The sequence below is a fragment of the Actinoplanes sp. NPDC026670 genome (genome assembly GCF_040638175.1).
GTDB lineage: Bacteria > Actinomycetota > Actinomycetes > Mycobacteriales > Micromonosporaceae > Actinoplanes.
Window position 1 is genome coordinate 89,754 of sequence record NZ_JBEZXU010000016.1, and the last position, 18,673, is coordinate 108,426.

The following is an 18,673-nucleotide window of genomic DNA, read 5'->3' on the forward strand; positions in this document are numbered from 1 at the left end:
GATGCCGGGAACGCGCCGAAGGGTAGTTCGAGGGCAGATGTCCGGAGGTTCGCCGTGGCGCTCGATCTTGCCCGGCCGGTGGCGCCGGACCGGGTGACGCCCGTGCCGGATCCTGACCGCCCGGTGCGCCGGGAGGCCGCCCGGCATCGGCGCCGTCGTCGTGACCTGCGTGCCCAGGCCGTCCGGCTGTGGCGGCCGGCGCTGCTCACGGCGGTCGTCCTGTTCGCGTCGAGTGGACCGGCGCACGCGTTCGGCCGTACCACCGTGGTCTTCTGGATGGTGCTGATTGGTCTCGCGCTCGCCGCGGCGGCCGTGCCTCTCGGACTGCTCGCGCTCCGCGGCGGCAGCCGCCCGCTGGCCGATCTGCCGCGCCGCGCCGCGCTGGTGGCCGCCCGCCCGTATCTGATCGTGCTGGGTCTGGACGTGCTGATCGTCAGCCGCTGGTTCCGGACCGGGACGTTCATCGCCGGCGGCGACATGGGCGCGTTCATCAGGCGCGGCTGGGAACCGGAGATGGCCTGGTCGTGGAACCACCAGATCACCGGGGCGGGCTCGGCCGCCTACACGATGGCGCGGGGCTTCGAGTTCGTGCTGATCCGGCTGTGCCGGCTGGCCGGGCTGACCGAGTACTCCGCCCAGTGGCTGTACTACACGTGCATCTACGGGCTGGTCGGGTTCGGGGTGGCGTATCTGGCCGGCGCGTTCGTCCGCAGTCAGACCGGGATCGTGGTGGCCGGCGCGTTCGGGATGCTCAACGGGTTCTTCCTGACCCGGCTGCCGAACCCGCTGAACGTCATTTCGGTGGGTTCGGTCGCGCTGATCACGGGGGTGGCGATGCGGGTCGCGCTGGGCCGCCGGGTGCCCGCGCCGATCGCCGGGTTCGCGCTGATGCCCACGTCGTTCCTGAGTTTCAACCCGCCGATGCTGGTGGTCGCGTACGCCTGGGCGGTGGCCGGCACCCCGCTGATGGCCGCCCTGCTGATCGGGCGTGGCGCGGCGTGGCGGCTGCTCAAGTGGTTCGTCGCGGCCATGCCCTGGGCGCTCTGCCTGAACGCGTGGTGGCTGCTCCCGCTGGCGCAGAGTTTCACCGGCGGTGGCGGGGCGACCGCGAACGCCACCTTCACCGACCCGACCAACTGGTCCTGGTCGCAGGTGAACAACATCCCGCCGAACATCCTGACCATGGTGGCCAACTGGGCCTGGTTCCTGCCCCAGTACCTGCCGTTCGCCACCGACCTGGACCGGCCGTGGTGGATCTGGATCCGCTACCTGCTGCCGGCGCTGGTCTTCATCGCGCCGCTGGTGGCGTCCCGGCGGCTGCGGCGGGTCACGCTGGGCCTGCTGGTGGCGATCCTGGTGTTCGTGTTCCTGGCCAAGGGGCTGCGCCCGCCCCTCGCCAAGATCAACATGTTCCTGTACCTGCACGCCCCGGGCTTCTGGCTGTTCCGGGAGCCGATGAGCAAACTCGGTCAGCTGCTCATCTCGTTCTTCGGGGTGATGCTCGCCGTCACGGTCGAGGGCCTGCTGCTGCGGCTGCGCCTGTTACCCCGACCCCGGCGGGGGTACGGCCTGGTCGCCGCGGCCGTGCCGGTGGTGCTGGCGCTGGCCTACCCGTACCCGCTCTACACCGGCGGGGTGATGCCCGACGAGCGCCCGACCCAGCCCTCGATGCACGTCCGGGTGGCCCAGGAGTGGTGGGACGTGGCCGAGCACATCGACGCCGACCCGCGCCCCGGCAAGGTGTTCGTGCTCCCCCTGGACGACTACTACCAGATGCCCACGACCTGGGGTTTCTTCGGTGCCGACAGCATCGCGAACCTGCTCGTCAAGCATCCCGTGGTGCAGCCCAAGCCGGACGGCTACTTCGGTGACGTGCCGGGTTTCGCGGCCGGCCTGCGGCTGATCGAGAGCGCCCTGCTGGCCGGCGACCTGGAGCCGGTGCCGCGGCTGCTCCAGTCGATCGGCGCGAGCCGGGTGATCGTCCGGCACGACCTGGTCCGCGGCCTGCCCAACCGGTACTTCGCCGACGACCGGGTGCTGGCCGCCGCGATGGCCCGGGTGCCCGGCGCCACCCTGGAGGTCGACGGCCTGCTCCAGGTGTGGCGGCTCGGTGACGGCTCCAGCCCGACCGTGCGCACCTACGACCGGGTGCTGGACGCCCCGGCCCGGCCGGACGCCGGCGCCGCGGTGCTCGGCACGGTCGGCGAGACCACCGCGATCAAGGCCCGCCCGGACACCAGCGCGGTGGCCAACAGCCCGCAGGTCGACGACACCGCCGCGGTCACCCCGGACGTGGTGCACTGGCCGGTCCCGGCGGTCGACGAGGGCGCACCGTCGACGACGGTGCAGGTGGCGGCCGGCCGGTACACGGTGGCCCAGCGGGCCCGGGCCGCGCCCGCCCTGATCCCGCGCGTCGACGGCGACGAGCTGCTGCTGGAGGACCGGACGGTGGTGAAGATCGACGGCCGTACGGTGTCGCGCCGCCCGGCCGTCCGGGTGCCGCTGCCGGACGGCCGCCGGGTGCTGGCGATCAAACCGGCGGGCAACCGCCGGGTGGTCTCGCTCGACGTGAAGAAGCCGGCGCCGGTGCCGGTCGGCGCGGCCACCGAGCTGACCCTGCTGGCGGCCGACCCCACCCCGGCCAAGGTGAGCGGGTTCAGCCCGGTCTTCGACTGCAACAACTACGAGCCCCGGCCCTTCAAGGAGCTGGGCCTGTCGGCCGAGACGACCGACACGAAACACGGCAAGGCGGTCCGGCTCAGCGCCGCCGACCACGCGGGCTGCACCCGGGTCATCGTCAGCGACGCCCCGCCCGGCCAGATCTACCGGGTCCGGCTCCAGTACCGGCACGTCTCCGGGCCGCGCCCGCAGATCTGCCTGTGGCAGTCCGGCGCCGCCGGGTGCGAGCTGTCGTCGCGGCCCGCGCTCAGCAAGGACTGGACGTCCTACGAGGGCGTGGTGACGATGGACGCCGGCGGCCTGTTGCAGATCATCCTGCACGCCGACGTGGGCCGGCGGCTCGCCTCGCCGACCGTGGTCGAGTACCGGGGCGTGCAGGTGCAGGCGCTGGAGGAGGTGGGCAGCCACGAGGTGTGGCCGGCGGCCGTGCCGGAGACCACTGTCGAGCTGACCGCCGGGGAGCACGAGCTGCGCGTCGACGGCGGGCTGTCCGGCTCGATCCTGTCCGGCTTCGAGCCGCTGGAGGACTGCTACCGCTACGACGACCAGACCGCCGAGCAGGCCGGGCTGGCCGCCGAGGAGGCGGTCGGCGGGGACGGCGAGACGACCTACACGCTCAAGGCGGTCAGCCACCTGGCCTGCATCGGCGCGACCGCCGACGACTTCGGCGGATCGGCGCTGTACGAGCTGTCCATGCAGGCGCGCAGCGTGGCCCTGCGCAACCCGAAGTTCTGCCTGTTCCTGCGCGGGCCGGACCTGTGCCGGAAACTGCCGACGGTCGCGCTCTACCAGGGGTGGACGCCGTACGAGGCGCTCATCCCGCCCGACCCGAACACCGTCGAGGCCCGTCTCTACCTGTACGGCCTGCGTGACCTGGAGGGCCGCCAGCAGTCGCAGGTGGAGTACCGGGGGGTACGGATCCGCCCGGTCGCGTCCACTTCGGCGGTGGTCCTGATCCGGCAGGACGAGCCCGGGCCGGAGTCGGTGGTGGACTGGCAGCGGGAGAACCCGGCCCGGTTCTCCGGCACGGTCACCGGTGACGGCCCCACCGTGCTGGCCCTGGCCGAGAGCGCGGCCCCCGGCTGGCAGCTGACCGGTGTCCCCGGGGCGGAGAAGGTGACCCTGCAAGGCTGGATGAGCGGCTGGACGCTGCCGGCCGGCGGCGACTTCACCGTCCGGTACACCCCGGCCACCCTGTCCCGGTACGTCTTCTACCTGCTGCCGGTCACGGTCGCGTTGTCGATCGGGTTCATGTACGCGGTCCGCCTGCCACCCGGCCGCCCGGGCGCCTGGACCGTCCGGCACCGCCGCCGGTCCCCCTGGCGCAACAGGTGGCGGTTCCCCTGGCGCTTCCCCCGGCGCTTCGACTGGCGAGGGTGGCGCCGATGATCGGGATCGTCCGGCGGCTGCTCGGCGGCCGGTCCCGGCGGCGGATGCGCTGGGCCCGCCGCCACCTGATCCTCTGGACCTCGGCCGCGCTCGTCGTCGCGCTGGTCGCGGTGCTGATGTGGCCGGCCGGGCGGCGGTTCATCATCGCCCCGTCGGTGGTCACCGTGGTCGCCGTCGGGGACATGGCTTGCGACCCGGCCGACCCGGACCTCAAGCCGGCCGGCGAGCCGCCCGGCGACAGGTGCCGCCAGAAGTCGGTGTCGGATCTCGCCGTCGCGGTGGACCCGGACTACCTGCTGGCGCTCGGCGACGTGCAGTACGAGGTGCCGACCCGTGAGGCGTTCCGGACCGTCTACGGCCCGTCCTACGGCCGCCTGCGCAACCGCACGGTGCCGGTCTTCGGCAACCAGGAGTACAAGGTGCAGGACGCGTCGTCGTTCAAGACCTACTTCGGTGACCGGGTACGCGACCCGCGCGGCTTCTGGTCCGAGGAGATCGGGCAGTGGCACCTGGTGGTGCTCAACTCGAACTGCTCCGCGGTGTCCGGCGGCTGCGCCCGTGGCTCACCGCAGCAGAGCTGGCTGGCCGCCGACCTGGCCGCCGCCGGGGACCGCTGCGTGATCGCCGCGTGGCACCATCCACGCTGGTCCAGTGGCCTGGCCGGCTCCGACGACCGGACCGCCGACCTGTTCCGGACCCTCTACGACAACCAGGTGGAGCTGGTGCTGTCCGGCCACGACGCGCACTACGAGCGGTTCGCGCCGATGAACCCGGACGGGCAGCGCGACGACCAGGGGGTCCGGCAGTTCGTCGTCGGCACCGGGGGACAGGCGCACTACCGTCCCGAGCTGCCGCCGGTGGCCGGCGCGGTGAAGGGCGAGTACGTCGACTACGACCACCACGGGGTGCTCTCGCTGACCCTGCGGCCGGCGTCCTACCAGTGGGGGTTCCGTCCATTGGAGGCGTCCGAGACCCTCGTGGACGAGGGCTCGGCGAACTGCCTGTGAGAGGTGAACCGTCAGGCGGCCACCCGCATCGGGCCGCGGGGCACCCGGGAGTGCCGCTGGACCTCGGCCAGCAGGGTGCCGGCGACGGTGTCCCAGGAGTGCGCGCCGCCGTACGGCAGGGGCGCCGGCGCGTCCCGCAGCCAGCCGGGCAGCAGCTCGGCCAGCCGGGCGGCCATCGCCTCCGGCCGGGTCGCCACCACCACCCCGCCGGCCGCGGTGGTCGAGTCGCGCAGCCCCGGCACGTCGTACGCGATGGTCGGGGTGCCGAGCGCGGCGGCCTCGGTGACGACCAGGCCCCAGCCCTCCCGGACGCTGGCCGCCAGGTGCACGTGCGAGCGGGCCATCAGGTGGTGTTTCTCCTCCTCGGAGACCCGCCCGTGGAACGTGACGTGCTCGGGCGCGGCGGCCGCCAGCCGGTCCAGCAGCGGGCCCCCGCCGATCATCCGCAGCCGCAGCCCCGGTACCTGCTCGCGGGCCAGGCCGACCGCCCGGATCACGTCGCCGGGCCGCTTGTAGCCGACCATCCGCCCGCAGAAGACGGCCGTGGGCTGCTCGTCCTTGGCCGGCCGGGGCAGCGGGTCCGGCGGCTCGTAACCCTCCGGCACCACCGTCACGTCGTCTGCGCCGAACCGGGCCAGCGCCTCGCGGGTCGACTCGGACACCGCCAGGATCGGGCTGCCGCCCAGACGCCGCAGCCAGTTCGGCTCCAGGCGGTGCCGGCCCAGGTGCGCGAGCACCGGCGGGGCGTTGATGTGCCAGATCTCCTCGCAGGTCTGGTGGACCAGGGCGACCGTCCGGGTGCCGTCGTCGACCCACTCGTGCGCGTGGAACGGCACCGTGTTGGTCTCGTCGATCACCACGTCGAAGTTGCCGCGCCCGTGGCGCTGCCACCACCGGCGGGCCTCCCGGTAGACGGTGAACCGGCTGCCGGCCCGGACGATCCGGTAGCCGTCGCGGATCTCGTGCGCCGGCCGCCCGTGCACCGCCGCGGCGAACAGGGTGACCTGGTGCCCGGCCGACGCCCACCGGCGCAGCACCTGCTCGGTGTAGACCTCGGCCCCGCCGGCCGCCGGGTGGCTCAGGTCGCGCCAGTTCAGGATCAGGATCCGCATGACCGGGAAGATCGGTCGTCCGGTACCCGGGTTGAGAAACGTTCGCGGATATCGCCACCGAGGCCATGACCAGCGGCGATAGTGGATTAAGTGACCGAAGACCGCCGAAACCGGTCCGGCCGGCATCGGCGGCAGCGGGTCGTGGCCCGGTTCAGCGGGCTGACGGCGGAGTCCGTGCTCCTCGGTCTGATCGCCGGAGTCCTGGTGGTCGCGCCGTGGACCCGGTCCGGTTATCTGCTGCTGCTGGACTGGGTGTCCGGGCCGCACCAGGCGCTCAGCCCCGGTCTGTACGGGCTTGACCCGGCGGCGCTCGACGCGCTGCCGTACCGGCTGGCCACACATGGGATCCGCACCGTCTTCGGGGCCGGGGCGACGAGCTGGCTGATGATCCTGGCGTACTTCCCGATCGTCGCGGGCGGCGTCTCCGCGCTGGCCGGTGGCAGCCGCTGGCGCCGGCACCCGGCGGCGCTGTTCGCCTGCCTCAACCCGTTCGTGGTGGAGCGGATCCAGGCCGGGCACGTGCCGTTCCTGCTGGCGGTGGCACTGCTCGGCCCGATGGCGGCGTCGGCCGTGCACGCCCGGCGCCGGGGCCGCTGGTTCGCCGCCCGTCCGGCCGGCTGGTACGCGCTGGCCATCTCGGTCGGCGCGCACGCGGCCTGGCTCGGCGCGACGCTGCTGGTGGCGATCGCGATGCTGCCCCGGCCACGGTGGCCGGACCTGGTCCGTACCCTGGTGGTGATCGTGTCGGCGGGGTGCGTCTACGCGTACGCCGCCGTGGTGGTGGCCAACGCGATCCTCACCGTCCGGGTCGGTGACCAGGACCTGGACGTGTACCGGACCTATCCCGGCCCGTCCGGTCTGGCGGCGACCGTCTTCACCTTGCGCGGTTTCTGGCGCGGCGCCGCCGACAGCAGCCCGCAGGCCGCCCTGAGCGTCGTGCCGGCCACCGTCCTGGTGGTGTCCGCGCTGGCCGGCCTGGCCCTGCTGTGCCGCCGCGAGCCGGTGATCGGGGTGCCGCTGACCGTCGTCACGGTGGCCGGGCTGACCCTCGGCGCGGGTGTCGACGGCCCGCTCGGCGCTGTCTACCGGATCGCCTTCGACGTCCTCCCTCTCTTCGAAGCCATGCGTGAGCAGCAGAAATGGGCGGCGCTCGGGATGCTGGGGTACGCCGTCGGCGTCGGCGCCACGGTGGAGGTGGTGATGACCCGGCTGCGGTCGAGCACCTCCGGCCTGCGGCAGGCGGTGGCGATCACCGCCGCGCCGGCGCTGATCGGGATGTACGCGACGCTGGGCGCCGCCCTGGTGTGGGGTCTCGGCGGCACGGTACGGGTGAGCCACTACCCGCAGGCCTGGTACACCGCCGATCGGATCATGGGGGCCGGTGACGAGTCGGTGCTGTTCCTGCCCTGGCACCAGTACCAGCCGTTCGCGTTCACCGCGGCCCGCAGTGTGGCCACGCCGGCCGGGGCGTTCTTCCGGCGGCCGGTGCTCAGCAGTGACGCCGCGGAACTGGGCCAGGTGCGGACCAACTCGGCGTCGCGGCGGATGGCGTACCTCGACGAGCTGATCGCGAGGGGTGGTGGTGGCCAGTTCGGGCAGCTGATCGCGCCGCTCGGGGTCAGGTACGTCGCGCTGGCCCGGGATCGGGAGAGCGACATGTACGCCTGGCTGGACCGGCAACTGGATCTGGCGCCGGTGCTGAGAACCCGGGAACTCGACCTCTACCGGGTGTCGGCGGAGGGCACGGGCCGGGTGGTGAGCGCTCGGAACGGGGATCTGCCCGACGCGCTGGGCTGGGCCGCGAAGCGGCGCCTGGGAACGGAGACGGTGCTCTCCGGGGCCGGCGACGGGGTGGTTCCGTCCACCGCTTCGGGGGGTGTCCGCCGCGCCGGTTCGACGCAATGGCAGGTCGCCGAGGGTGCGGCCGGCTGGGTGGTGGTGCCCGAGGAATGGTCGGCGAACTGGACCGCGGGTGATCAGGTCACCCGCCCGACCGTCGCGGGGACGGTGGCGGTCCGAGCCGGTACCGGGGCCTTCACGGTGCGGTACGCGCCGTGGAAGTGGCTACGTCTGGGTCTTGCGGTGTCGCTGTCGTCGCTGGCGGCGTTGCTCGTCGCCGGGGTGCTGGAGCACCGGCGGGAGTGGCTCAGACGGCGGCCTGACGGTAGTGACCGGCCAGGTGCCGGCGGTGGATCGTGACGGTGTCGCGCAGCGTGCGGACGATCGTGTTGGTGGTGACCGTGCTGCCGTTGGCGCCGGTGTTCAGTGCGACCGGGGCGGAGTGCATGTTGCCGATGCCGGCGGCCTTGGCGGCGACGAAGAACTCCAGGTCGAAGGCGAACCGCTGCTCACGCAGGTGCGGCAGCAGCTGGGCCAGCGCGTCCCGGCGGATGATCTTGCAGCCGGTCTGGGTGTCCTTGACCTTGAGCAGGAAGAGCAGGGCGACCAGGGTCGAGTAGACGATCGAGATGAGCTTGCGGAGCTTGGTGGCGCCGCTGACCGAGCCGGAGTGCCGCTTGTCGGCGTAGACCGCCGCGTGGTCGCCGCCGCGGGCCAGCATCAGGTAGGTGGCCAGGTGGTGCGGGGCGATGTCGCCGTCCGCGTCGATGAACCCGATCCAGGCGCCCCGCGCGGCGGCGAAACCCTGGTGCAGCGCGTTGCCCTTGCCCGAGTTGGTGCGGTTGTCGATCAGCCGGACGCCGGGGATGCCGTACACGTGGTGCTGCGAGCCGTCGGTGCTGCCGTCGTTGACCGCGATGATCTCGTGCCCGACGCCGGCGGCGGAGAGCGTGGCGGCGATGTCGCGGATCGTGCGGGCCACCACCGGGCCGCAGTTGTAGAAGGGGACGACCACGGTCAGCTCGATGCCCGCGGTGGCCGGGGCCCACAGGTTGGGGTTGACGGCCGGCGCCAGGGTGGCGACGGCGGCGGCGGTGACGGTGCGCTGGATGGTGGCGGTTGCGTTCATGGCCAAAACGTTCGAGGCGCAACCTCAAGCTCAGTTCTGGCCCGATTCAGGCTTGAGACAAGGGTGTCCCCCGGCTAATCCAGAGCCCGGGTTGAACCCGGCTTGAGAAACGCTCCGCAACATATGGGCATGACTTCGCAGACGGCGGCTACGAGCCAGGCCACGATCGACATCCTGCACGGGGTGCTGCGCACCGAGGCGATCGAGCCGATGTTCCAGCCTGTCCTGCGCCTCTCCGACGGCGCTGTCATCGCCTACGAGGCCCTCGCGCGGTTCCACAAGGACACGTGCCTGAACCCGGATATCGCGTTCGCCGCCGCCAACGAGGCCGGCCTCGGGGTGGAGCTGGAACTGCTCGCCATGCGGCGCGCTCTGGCCGCCCTGGACGAGGTGCCGGCCGGCGCCTACCTGAGCACGAACCTGTCGGTGGAGGCGATCCTCGACCCGCGGGTGCAGGAGATCCTGCTGGCCCACGCGCACCGCCGGATCGCGGTCGAGCTGACCGAGCACACCCAGGTCTTCGACTACCCGGGGCTGGTCGCCGTCACCGAGCAGCTGCGCGCCTACGGCATCCGGATCGCGGTCGACGACGCCGGCGCTGGTTTCGCCAGCCTCAGCCACATCCTCCAGCTGCGCCCGGACATCATCAAGCTGGACATCACGCTGACCAGCGGCATCGACATGGACCCGGTACGGATGGCGCTGGCCCGCTGCCTGGCCGGCTTCGCCTCGGACATCGGCGCCATGCTGGTCGCCGAGGGCATCGAGACCGAGGCCGAGCGGGCGAAGCTCCTCGAACTGGGCATCCGCCTCGGCCAGGGCTACCTGCTGGGCCGCCCGGCCCCGCTGCCGAAGCAGGGCCGGACGGTCTGACTCAGGGCAGCCACTTCTCCCAGACGGTGCGGTGCGAGTCGGCCCACTTCTTCGCGGCGTCCTCGGCGGACAGACCGTTCTGGGTCATGTCCTTCGCCACCTGGTTCTGGTCGGCGTTGGTCCACTGCCAGTTCTTGATGAAGGTCGCCGCCGGGTTGCCGGAGTCGACCCACGCCTTGCGGCCGATCTTGTCGAGGTCGTACGGCTGGTAGTCGCAGGCCACCTTCTCCGCGTCGGCGTCGCAGCCGGGCGTGTAGTTCGGCAGCGGGATGTGCACCAGCTTCACGTCCGACAGCAGCCACTGCGGCTCGTAGAAGTACCCGATCAGCGGTGTCTTGTCGGCCTGTGCCTTCTTGAACGCCGCGATCAGTTTGTCCTCGCTGCCCGCGTACACCAGCGTGTAGTTGAGCTTGAGGTTCTCGATGAGCGCCGCGTCGTTGGTGACGAACGACGGGTCACCGGCGAGGAACTGGCCCTTCTCCCCGGATCTCGCCGTCTTGAACAGCTCGGCGTACTCGTTGAGGTTCTTCCAGTCGGTGATGTCGGGGTAGGTCTTGGCCATCCACGGCGGCACGTACCAGCCGATCACGCCTTTGTTGCCGGTCAGGCCCAGTTCGACCGCGACCTTCTGCCGGTCGATGTACTTCTTCTTGAGGTCGTCGTGGCCCCAGTTCTCCAGGATCACGTCGATGCTGCCGTCGTTGAGACCGGCCCAGGAGGCGGTCTCGCTCAGCTCGGCCGAGGCCACCTTGCAGCCCAGCTCCGACTCGAGCAGATAGCTGACCACGGCGACGTTCGCGGCGTACCCGGACCAGGGGTTGACCGCGATGTTGACGGTCCCGCACCGGTTGTTGACGGGCACACCCGGCGGCGGGCTGATCGCCGCCTCGGTGGTCGAGCAGCCGGCCAGCGCGGCCAGGCCGACCATCGCGAGCACCTTCGGCAGGATCCGCCCGCTCACCACGCCGACGCCCGTTCCCGGGCGGCCCGCTTGAGCAGGACCTGCTCGGTGAGCGCGACGAGCACGCTCTTCACCGACTCGCGATCCCGGGCGTCACACTCCACCAGTGGCAGGCCGGGGCCGACGCCGAGGGCGTCGCGGACCTCCTCCAGGTGGAAACGCTGCCCACCGCTGAAGCGGTTGATGCCGATGATGAACGGGATCTCGTGCTCCTCGAAGTAGTCGATGGCCGGGAACGAGTCCTCGATCCGGCGGGTGTCGACCAGGACGATGGCGCCGAGCGCCCCGTCGACCAGGTCGTCCCAGAGGAACGCGAAGCGGTCCTGCCCGGGCGTGCCGAACAGGTAGAGCAGCAGCGCGTCGTCGAGGGTGATGCGGCCGAAGTCGAGGGCGACGGTCGTGGTGGTCTTGCCGGACACCGCGGAGGTGTCGTCGATGCCGATCGACTTCTCGGTCATCTCGGCTTCGGTGACCAGCGGTTCGATCTCGGAGATGGCGCCCACGAACGTGGTCTTGCCGACGCCGAAACCACCGCTGATAACGATCTTGACAGCGACGGGGTGCGCTGCCGAAGGCTCCCTAGAGCGCCCGGACACGGTCCCTGATCCTTTCGATCAAACTGGTGGAGAGCTCACCGACCGACTCCTGCACGGTCAGATAGCCCTGCGTGATCAGGTCGGCCACGATCACGCGGACCACGCCGAGCGGCGCGCGCAGCGCCACCGACAGGTCCGCGACCGACATCGGCGACTGCGCGAGCTCGACGATGCGCCGGGACTCGAAGCGCAACGGCGCCGACAGAGCGGCCGGAGCCGCGTACAACAACGTCTCGATCCGCAGCCCGTCCTGGAGCGGCTGGGTCCGCCCGTTCGTGAGCATGAACGGGCGGATCACCGGGTCCTCGTCGGGGTCGGTGGAGTGCAGCCCGGAGGACGGCCGGTGGGAGCCGGCGTACGGGATCATCTCGGGCTCGGAGCCCCACGAAGGGCTGGTCATCGCGGTAGGTGTTGCCGGGACTCTGCGATCAGGGCCGGGGTGAGCAGGTCGCCGAACCGGTCGGCGAGCAGTGAGATCTCGTAGCCGACCAGGCCCAGATCACACTCGCTGCCGGACACCACGCCGAGGACGCTGCCCCCGCGGATGACCGACACCAGCAGGAAGCCCCGGTGCATCTCGATCATGATGAGTTTGAGGCCGTCGAAGTCGTACCGCCGGGAGGCGCTGCGCGCGAGGCTGGCCAGGCTGGAGACGATGGCGGCCAGCTGGTCCGCCTCGGCCCGGTTCAGCCCGTCCGAGCTCGCGATCAGCAGGCCGTCGGAGGACACCGCCACGGCATCGCGCACGCCGTCCGTCTGGTGCACGAAGTTGCCGAGCAGCCAATTGAATTGGTGCCGATCCGCCGACGTGTCTACGCTCATCATTCTTCTTTCCAGGTTGCTGCCAAGGGGCCATTTCGGGATAGCAGTCACGACAACCCCGCTGTTTCGGCACTGCCACGCTGGATGCCGCCACGCAGCGCGTTGAGCCGGTCACGCACCGACTCCGGCGAGTCGTTGATCAGGTTCGGCTTCTCGATCGTCGGCGTGGACGCCTCGGCCTTGCGTGGCTGGCCGCCACGCTGCGCGCGGGGGGTGCGCTTGCGCAGGCCGTTCGCCGTCCGTGGTGCGCTGTCGTCGGAGAGCGTGAACGTCTCCAGGCTCTCCAGGGGCTCCCGTTGCGCCGGGATCGACGCCGGCGCCGGCGTGACCGCCTGCCCGTCGTCCACGACGACGTACTCGATCGCCGCCGACTGCAACGGGCGGATCGGGGCGGTGTCCATGGTCGGCAGCGGCGCCGGCATGACCACGGTCGGCGCCTCGATGGTCGCGGTGATCTGGCGTGCCGACGAGGACGCCGGGCGGGCCGCGGGCCGCGGCGCGGCGCCGACCGGCTGGGCGCTGGCCAGGATGTCGGCGGGCAGCGTGATCCGGGCCGTCACACCCGTCACCGGCGACGGCGTGAGCTGTACCTCGATGCCCATCTGCATGGCCAGGCGGCCGACCACGTAGTGACCGAGGAACCGGGCCGGGGCGGTGATGAAGTCGCCCTCGCCGCGCAGGCGCTCGTTGGCCCGGGCCATGTCGTGCGCGGACATGCCGATGCCCTGGTCGCTGATCGCGATGAGATAGGTGTCACCGATCCGGCGGCCGTGGATCTCCACATCCACGTCCGGTGGGGAGAAGGCCAGGCCGTTCTCGATCAGCTCGGCCAGCATGTGCGCGATGCCGCTGACCGTGGAGCCGGTGACCAGGCTGTCGTCCACCCGGCGCAGGGTGACCCGGCGGTACTCCTCGACCTCGGAGACCGCGGCCCGGATCACGTCGGTGACGTTCAGCGGCTCGGACAGCTGCCGCGGGCTGGACGCGCCGACCAGGATCAGCAGGCTCTCCGCGTTCCGCCGCATGCGGGTGGCCAGGTGGTCGAGCTCGAACAGGTTGGCCAGGCCGGTCGGGTTCGACTCCTCCCGCTCCAGCTTGGTGATGAAGCCGAGCTGGCGGCGCAGCAGGTTCTGGTTGCGGCGGCCGAGGTTGGCCAGCGACTCGGCGGTGGTCCGCCGCAGCACCGCCTGCTCGGTGGCCAGCTCGTACGCGGTCGCCTGGATCCGGTCGAACGCGTCGGCCACGAGCCGGACCTCGATACTCGCGCCGCGTGGCACGAGAACCGGCAGTGGTGGCGCGGTGCTGTCACCTGTCGACGCACGCTGGACGGCCTCCGGCAGCTGGAGGACGGCCAGCCGGTTCGCCTCGCCGGCCAGCACGGTCAGCGGCCGGGCCACCGACTGCGAGGCCACGGTGGCCAGCCAGATCGAGCCGGCCAGGCAGATCAGCACGGCGCCGAGCAGCACGCCCATCCGGACCGACGCCTCGTCCTCGAGGGTGTTGGCGCGGGCCGAGATGACCGAACCGACGTGGCGTTCGAGCTGGAGCATGTCGTCCAGCAGCGTGGTGTGCGCGGACCACCACGCCTGCGGGTTGACCTGGAGGTAGCGGCCGTCGCCGGAGAGCAGGGCGACCTGCTCGAAGTAGGCCGCCTCCCGGGCCGGGCCGGTGTCGAACAGGTACTGCCGGGCGGCCCGCTCGGTGTCGTTGGCGTACCTGTCGAACGCGGTCAGCGCCGCGTCCTTGGTGGACCGCTGGGTGACGAACTGCAGGAACTCGCCCTGTTTGAAACCGCCGGCCGAGAAGACACCGTTGAGGAAGGCGCGCTCCTGGGCGATGGCCTCCTTGGCCGCGCTGAGCGACTCCAGGGCGGCGGCGCCGCGGCGCAGTTCCTCGTCGCCGGTGCTGTCCAGGTCGAAGTCGAGGTTGCTCAGGTCGGCGATGCGCGCGGTGTAGAAGGCGAAGGTGGCGGACCGGACGCCGGAGCCGGTGTCGGTGCCGGCCCGGACCCCGGCCAGGCCGTCCAGTTGCTGGGCGGCGGCGGCCACCCGGTCCTCGACGTCACCGCCGTCGGAGATCAGCACCTCGAGCTGGTCCCGGCTCAGGTCGACGGCGTCCCGGGCGGGCAGCAGCTCGTCCTGGAAGCCCTCGTTGCCGCCGAGGTAACCGGCGGTCAGGCCACGCTCGGTCTGCAGGTCCTGGACCAGCTCCTGCACCGCGACGTTGATGTCGACGGCGCGGGCGGTCGCCGACGCCTCGCGGTAGTTGGCGACCTCGCCGACGGCGACGATGGTGAGCAGCACCAGGGTGGTCGCGACTGGCAGGGCCAGGGTACGGATCACCCGCCGGCGGATCGTGCCGCCGGTCCGGTGGCTCAGAACCTGCTTGTCACCTGCGTGGGCGCCGGGGGCCGGTGTGGTGCCACCGGCCGGCTCGGACAGCTCGGCGCCCTCGACATGGACGGACAAGCGATCAGCTCCTCTGTCGACTGCCGGCGGGGCCCCGTCCTGGCCGGCACGCGATGCGATTCACGGCAATGAATCGTTAAAGTTTGTTAAGCAATGTGGACCCAAAGCAGCGCGCGATGACGGTCGCGGAGTCGGAAATCCGACCTTCCGTGATCGCCGGACAAGAATCTTCTTTTCCTTGTTGATGGTCAACACCGCAGACCGAAATTTACGATGGTGCAACCTCTTTATGCATTGCACCCATTACTGCCCGTAATATGGGAGCGCTCTCAGTGACCGGCGGTGAGCTCCGGGCTCACGTCGAGAATCCAGGCCGCCAGATGCGCCGCGAACGACGAGCGCACCAGAACCCGGAATCCCGTTTCGCGGCGCTGCAACACCACCGGCGTGTGCGCGAGAACGGTCTGCGCACAATCGCCGACCGCGAAGACGCGCGGATGCAGATCGATCGAGCAGCCGAACGCCAGAAGCTCCCGGACGCCCGGACCGCTCAGATCGAGCGCGGTGCGTTGCGCCGAGACGTCCACAAGGGATACTTCCGGGCCGTGGCACGCCTCGGTCAGCCGGTCCTCGGAACCGGGCGGCCCGACGACGAGGAACTCGTCCGGCCCGAGGGCGAGCACCTCCGAATCTCTCGGCGCCGGCGCGGGGAGAGCGGCGGCCCGCACGTTGATCTGGGCCAGGAACGGGACCTCGGTGACGGTGATCGCGCCGCTCAGTGTGGCGAGGCGGTCACGGAGATCACTGAGGGGGGACTTCCGGAAGTTCCGGTCAGCCGTCACGGCGGGTTCCTTCCGGGTCGTAGAGCACCGAACCGGTGACCGTCACCGGCGCGAGGCCGTCGTCGAGAGTGGCCCAGACCGTCTGTCCGATCAGGTCACGGCCGCCCTTGAGCAGGGCGAGAGCGAACGTACGGCCCAGAGCCGCGCTGTGGTACGAGGAGGTGACGTGCCCGAGCACCCGCTCCGCCCGGTCGGTCACCAGGTGCGCGCCCTCCGGGAGCAGCCCGCCTCCGTCCGGGAGCAGGCCGACGAGCTGTTTGCGGTCGGCGCGCGCGGTGTCCGTACGGCTGAAGGATCGTTTGCCGATGAAGTCGGCCTTCTTCTTCGACACCGCCCAGCCCAGCCCCAGGTCGTGCGGGGTGACCGTGCCGTCGGTGTCCTGGCCGATGATCGGGTAGCCCTTCTCGGCCCGCAGCACGTGCATGGTCTCGGTGCCGTAGGGCGTGATGTCGTGCGCCGCGCCCGCCGCGAGCAGCGCCTGCCACAGCGCGAGCGCGTCCCACCAGCTGACGTTGATCTCGTAGGCCAGCTCGCCGGAGAAACTGATCCGGCAGACCCGGGCGGGCAGGCCGGCGACCTCGGTGTCCCGCCAGGTCATGAAGCCGAAACCGGCATTGCTGACGTCCAGGCCGGGCGCGACGGCGGCGAGCACCGTGCGCGACTTCGGGCCGACCAGCGCGACGGTCGCCCACTGCTCGGTCACCGACGTGCAGCGCACCCGCAGCTCCGGCCACTCGGTCTGCAGCCACTCCTCCATCCAGTCGAGGACGGCGGCGGCGTTGCCGGTGGTCGTGGTGACCAGGAACCGCTCCTCGGTGAGGCGGATGACGGTGCCGTCGTCGAAGACCATCCCGTCCGGCTTGCACATCACGCCGTAGCGGATCGCGCCGGGTTTCAGCGAGCTGATCAGGTTGGTGTAGAGCCGGTCCAGGAACTCGCCGGCGTCCGGGCCCTGCACGTCGATCTTGCCGAGCGTGGAGGCGTCCATCATGGCCACGCCGTCCCGGGCCGCGTAACACTCGCGGAGCACGGCGCTGAACATGTCCTCGCCGTCGCGGGGGTAGTACCAGGGCCGCTTCCACTGGCCGACGTTCTCGAACAGCGCGCCGTTCGACTCGTGCCAGCCGTGCAGCGCGGTCACCCGCACCGGGTCGAACAGCATGCCCCGGTCCCGGCCGGCCAGCGCGGCGAAACTCACCGGCGCGTACGGCGGCCGGAACGTCGTGGTGCCCAGTGCGCCGACCTCCACCCCGAGCAACTCGGCGACGACACCGCTGGTCAGCGTGCCACCGGTCTTGCCCTGATCGTGCGCGGTGCCGGCGGTGGTGTAGCGCTTCACATGCTCGGCCGAGCGCATCCCGGTGCCTGTCGCGCGGGCCAGATCGGCGACCGTCACGTCCCGCTGGAGATCCACCAGCTGCGTCGCCGGGTCGCCGCCGGGCAGCGCCCAGACCGCGAGCGGCGGCGTCCCCGAAACGCTCGTGACCTCCGGCCGGGCGATCCCGCGAGCCGCGAAACCGGCGGCGTCCGCGGCGCGCTCACCCGTTTCGGCGCCTTCGGCGAGACAAACCCCGATATCGTACGATCCACCCGCGGCCCCGGCCAGCAGGAGGGACTGCCGGCAGCCGCCGTCCGCACGGAACGCCCCCAGCTCCGGGTCGTAGGCGAGCCGCCCCCCGGCCTGGCTGTAGAGCGCGCCCACCGGGTTCCACCCGCCGGACACCAGCAGCAGATCCGCGTCCACGTCGCGTTCGGCCCCGTCCGGCGACCGCAGCGTCACCGCCGACACCCGCTCCTCGCCGTGCACCCGGGCCACCGCCCAGCCGGGCAGCCCCCCGTCGTTGCCGACTTCCGGCCGCAGGTCGGCGATCGCCGCGATCTCCACCCCGGCCGCGGCCAGGTCCCGGGCCGCCGCGTACGCGCTGTCGTTGGTGGTCAGCACGACGGCCCGGCGGCCGGGCAGCACGCCGTACCGGTTCACGTAGGTGCGCGCCGAACCGGCCAGCATCACACCGGGCCGGTCGTTGTCGGCGAACGCCAGCGACCGCTCGTGCGCGCCGGTCGCCAGCACCACCTGCTTCGCCCGGATCCGCCAGATCCGCTCCCGGGACAGGTGCCGCGGGGCGAGCGCGCCCAGGTGGTTGGTGCGCCGCTGGACCGCGATCACGTGGTTGTCGTCGTAGTAGCCGAACGCCGTGGTCCGGGTCAGCACCCGGGTCTCCGCCGCGTTCGCCAGATCGGCGGCCACCGCTTCCACCCAGTCCAGGAGCTCCCCGGTGCCGAGCAGGCTGCCACCCAGGCGCGGCTGGTCGTCGAGCAGGATCACCCGGGCGCCCGACGCCGCGGCGGTGGCGGCGGCCGCGAGACCGGCCGGGCCGGCGCCGATGACCAGCACGTCGCAGTGCGCGTGCGTCGAGTCGTAGCGGGCCGGGTCGGGGTCGCCGGCGAGCCGCCCGTGCCCGCGCAGCGACCGCGCGACCAGACCGCCGTACAGCTCCACGGTGGTGGCGGTCAGCATCGGCTCCGGGAACGGCTCCTCGATCTGCACGATCGCGTTGGGCTCCTCGATCCCGGCCGAGAAGATCCCGCGCGGCCGCCCGAGCCGGAGGCTGTCGGCGACCCGCAGCACCCCGTTCGCCAGCAGCGCCGACGCCAGCGTGTCGCCCTGGAAACCCTGGTACTCCCGGCCGTCGAACCGGAAGCTCAACGGCGTCTCCCGGTCGATCAGCCCACCCTGCGCGAGACGGAACGGCTGGGTCATGACAGCACCTCGTTCGTCACCGTGTCGCGGACCAGGTTGAACCAGCGGCGGCACCCGGCGCTGTGGCTCCACCGCTCCCGGAACGGGCCCTTCGGGTTGTCCCGGAAGAACAGGTACTTCGCCCACTCCTCGTCGGACAGGGCGGCCGGGTCGGCCGGGTAGGCCACTCCGGCCTGTCCGCCGTAATGGAACTCGGACTCGTCGCGGGGCCCGCACCAGGGGCAGGGGATGAGCATCATGGGTATTCCTCGTGTA

General features: G+C 71.6%; 14 protein-coding genes. 4 read left to right on the plus strand and 10 right to left on the minus strand.

From position 1 onward, the window contains the following. Positions 1-54 precede the first annotated feature (54 nt). Positions 55-4,068: a hypothetical protein gene (locus AB0E94_RS17690; RefSeq protein ID WP_360327263.1), complete on the plus strand. Its 4,014-nt coding sequence runs from the start codon at positions 55-57 to the stop codon at positions 4,066-4,068. Beyond that, the gene (locus tag AB0E94_RS17695) at positions 4,065-5,075 is read left to right on the plus strand and encodes a metallophosphoesterase (protein WP_360327264.1); all 1,011 of its coding nucleotides are present in this window, start codon (positions 4,065-4,067) and stop codon (positions 5,073-5,075) included. The genes AB0E94_RS17690 and AB0E94_RS17695 overlap by 4 nt, the downstream gene beginning before the upstream one ends. An 11-nt stretch (positions 5,076-5,086) precedes the next feature. On the opposite strand, the gene AB0E94_RS17700 is transcribed toward AB0E94_RS17695, so the two are convergent. After that, on the minus strand, positions 5,087-6,187 hold the full coding sequence (locus AB0E94_RS17700) for a glycosyltransferase family 4 protein (RefSeq protein ID WP_360327265.1): 1,101 nt from the start codon (positions 6,185-6,187) through the stop codon (positions 5,087-5,089). Between the two features lie 90 nt (positions 6,188-6,277). Between AB0E94_RS17700 and AB0E94_RS17705 the strand changes: the two genes are divergently transcribed. Beyond that, a complete protein-coding gene (locus tag AB0E94_RS17705; protein WP_360327267.1) occupies positions 6,278-8,386 on the plus strand; it encodes a hypothetical protein in 2,109 nt (702 codons plus the stop codon). Here AB0E94_RS17705 and AB0E94_RS17710 read toward each other — a convergent pair. After that, entirely contained in the window at positions 8,334-9,155 is an 822-nt protein-coding gene (locus AB0E94_RS17710) for a glycosyltransferase family 2 protein (protein WP_360327268.1), read from the minus strand. The genes AB0E94_RS17705 and AB0E94_RS17710 overlap by 53 nt on opposite strands. Before the next feature lie 129 nt (positions 9,156-9,284). Between AB0E94_RS17710 and AB0E94_RS17715 the strand changes: the two genes are divergently transcribed. Beyond that, complete coding sequence (locus AB0E94_RS17715) at positions 9,285-10,028, plus strand: EAL domain-containing protein (RefSeq protein ID WP_360327269.1); 744 nt, start codon at positions 9,285-9,287, stop codon at positions 10,026-10,028. A 1-nt stretch (position 10,029) separates the two neighbouring features. On the opposite strand, the gene AB0E94_RS17720 is transcribed toward AB0E94_RS17715, so the two are convergent. From AB0E94_RS17720 to AB0E94_RS17755, 8 genes are all read right to left on the minus strand, one after another. Then, the gene (locus AB0E94_RS17720; protein WP_360327405.1) at positions 10,030-10,956 is read right to left on the minus strand and encodes an ABC transporter substrate-binding protein; all 927 of its coding nucleotides are present in this window, start codon (positions 10,954-10,956) and stop codon (positions 10,030-10,032) included. A gap of 29 nt (positions 10,957-10,985) precedes the next feature. Further along, positions 10,986-11,585: an ATP/GTP-binding protein gene (locus AB0E94_RS17725; RefSeq protein ID WP_360327271.1), complete on the minus strand. Its 600-nt coding sequence runs from the start codon at positions 11,583-11,585 to the stop codon at positions 10,986-10,988. Further along, positions 11,569-11,952, minus strand: coding sequence for a DUF742 domain-containing protein (locus AB0E94_RS17730; RefSeq protein ID WP_360327407.1), 384 nt, complete (start codon positions 11,950-11,952; stop codon positions 11,569-11,571). Before AB0E94_RS17730 ends, AB0E94_RS17725 begins: the two co-directional genes overlap by 17 nt. Before the next feature lie 29 nt (positions 11,953-11,981). Continuing rightward, complete coding sequence (locus AB0E94_RS17735) at positions 11,982-12,407, minus strand: roadblock/LC7 domain-containing protein (protein ID WP_109599425.1); 426 nt, start codon at positions 12,405-12,407, stop codon at positions 11,982-11,984. A gap of 47 nt (positions 12,408-12,454) precedes the next feature. Next, the gene (locus tag AB0E94_RS17740; protein ID WP_360327274.1) at positions 12,455-14,875 is read right to left on the minus strand and encodes a nitrate- and nitrite sensing domain-containing protein; all 2,421 of its coding nucleotides are present in this window, start codon (positions 14,873-14,875) and stop codon (positions 12,455-12,457) included. Positions 14,876-15,144: 269 nt separating this feature from the next. Further along, on the minus strand, positions 15,145-15,657 hold the full coding sequence (locus AB0E94_RS17745; protein WP_360327276.1) for a sarcosine oxidase subunit gamma family protein: 513 nt from the start codon (positions 15,655-15,657) through the stop codon (positions 15,145-15,147). After that, positions 15,647-18,418, minus strand: a complete 2,772-nt coding sequence (locus AB0E94_RS17750; RefSeq protein ID WP_360327278.1) for a 2Fe-2S iron-sulfur cluster-binding protein — start codon at positions 18,416-18,418, stop codon at positions 15,647-15,649. Before AB0E94_RS17750 ends, AB0E94_RS17745 begins: the two co-directional genes overlap by 11 nt. Further along, positions 18,415-18,657 carry a sarcosine oxidase subunit delta gene (locus AB0E94_RS17755; RefSeq protein WP_360327279.1) on the minus strand — a complete coding sequence of 81 codons (243 nt, stop codon included), beginning with the start codon at positions 18,655-18,657 and terminating at the stop codon, positions 18,415-18,417. Before AB0E94_RS17755 ends, AB0E94_RS17750 begins: the two co-directional genes overlap by 4 nt. Positions 18,658-18,673 lie beyond the last annotated feature (16 nt).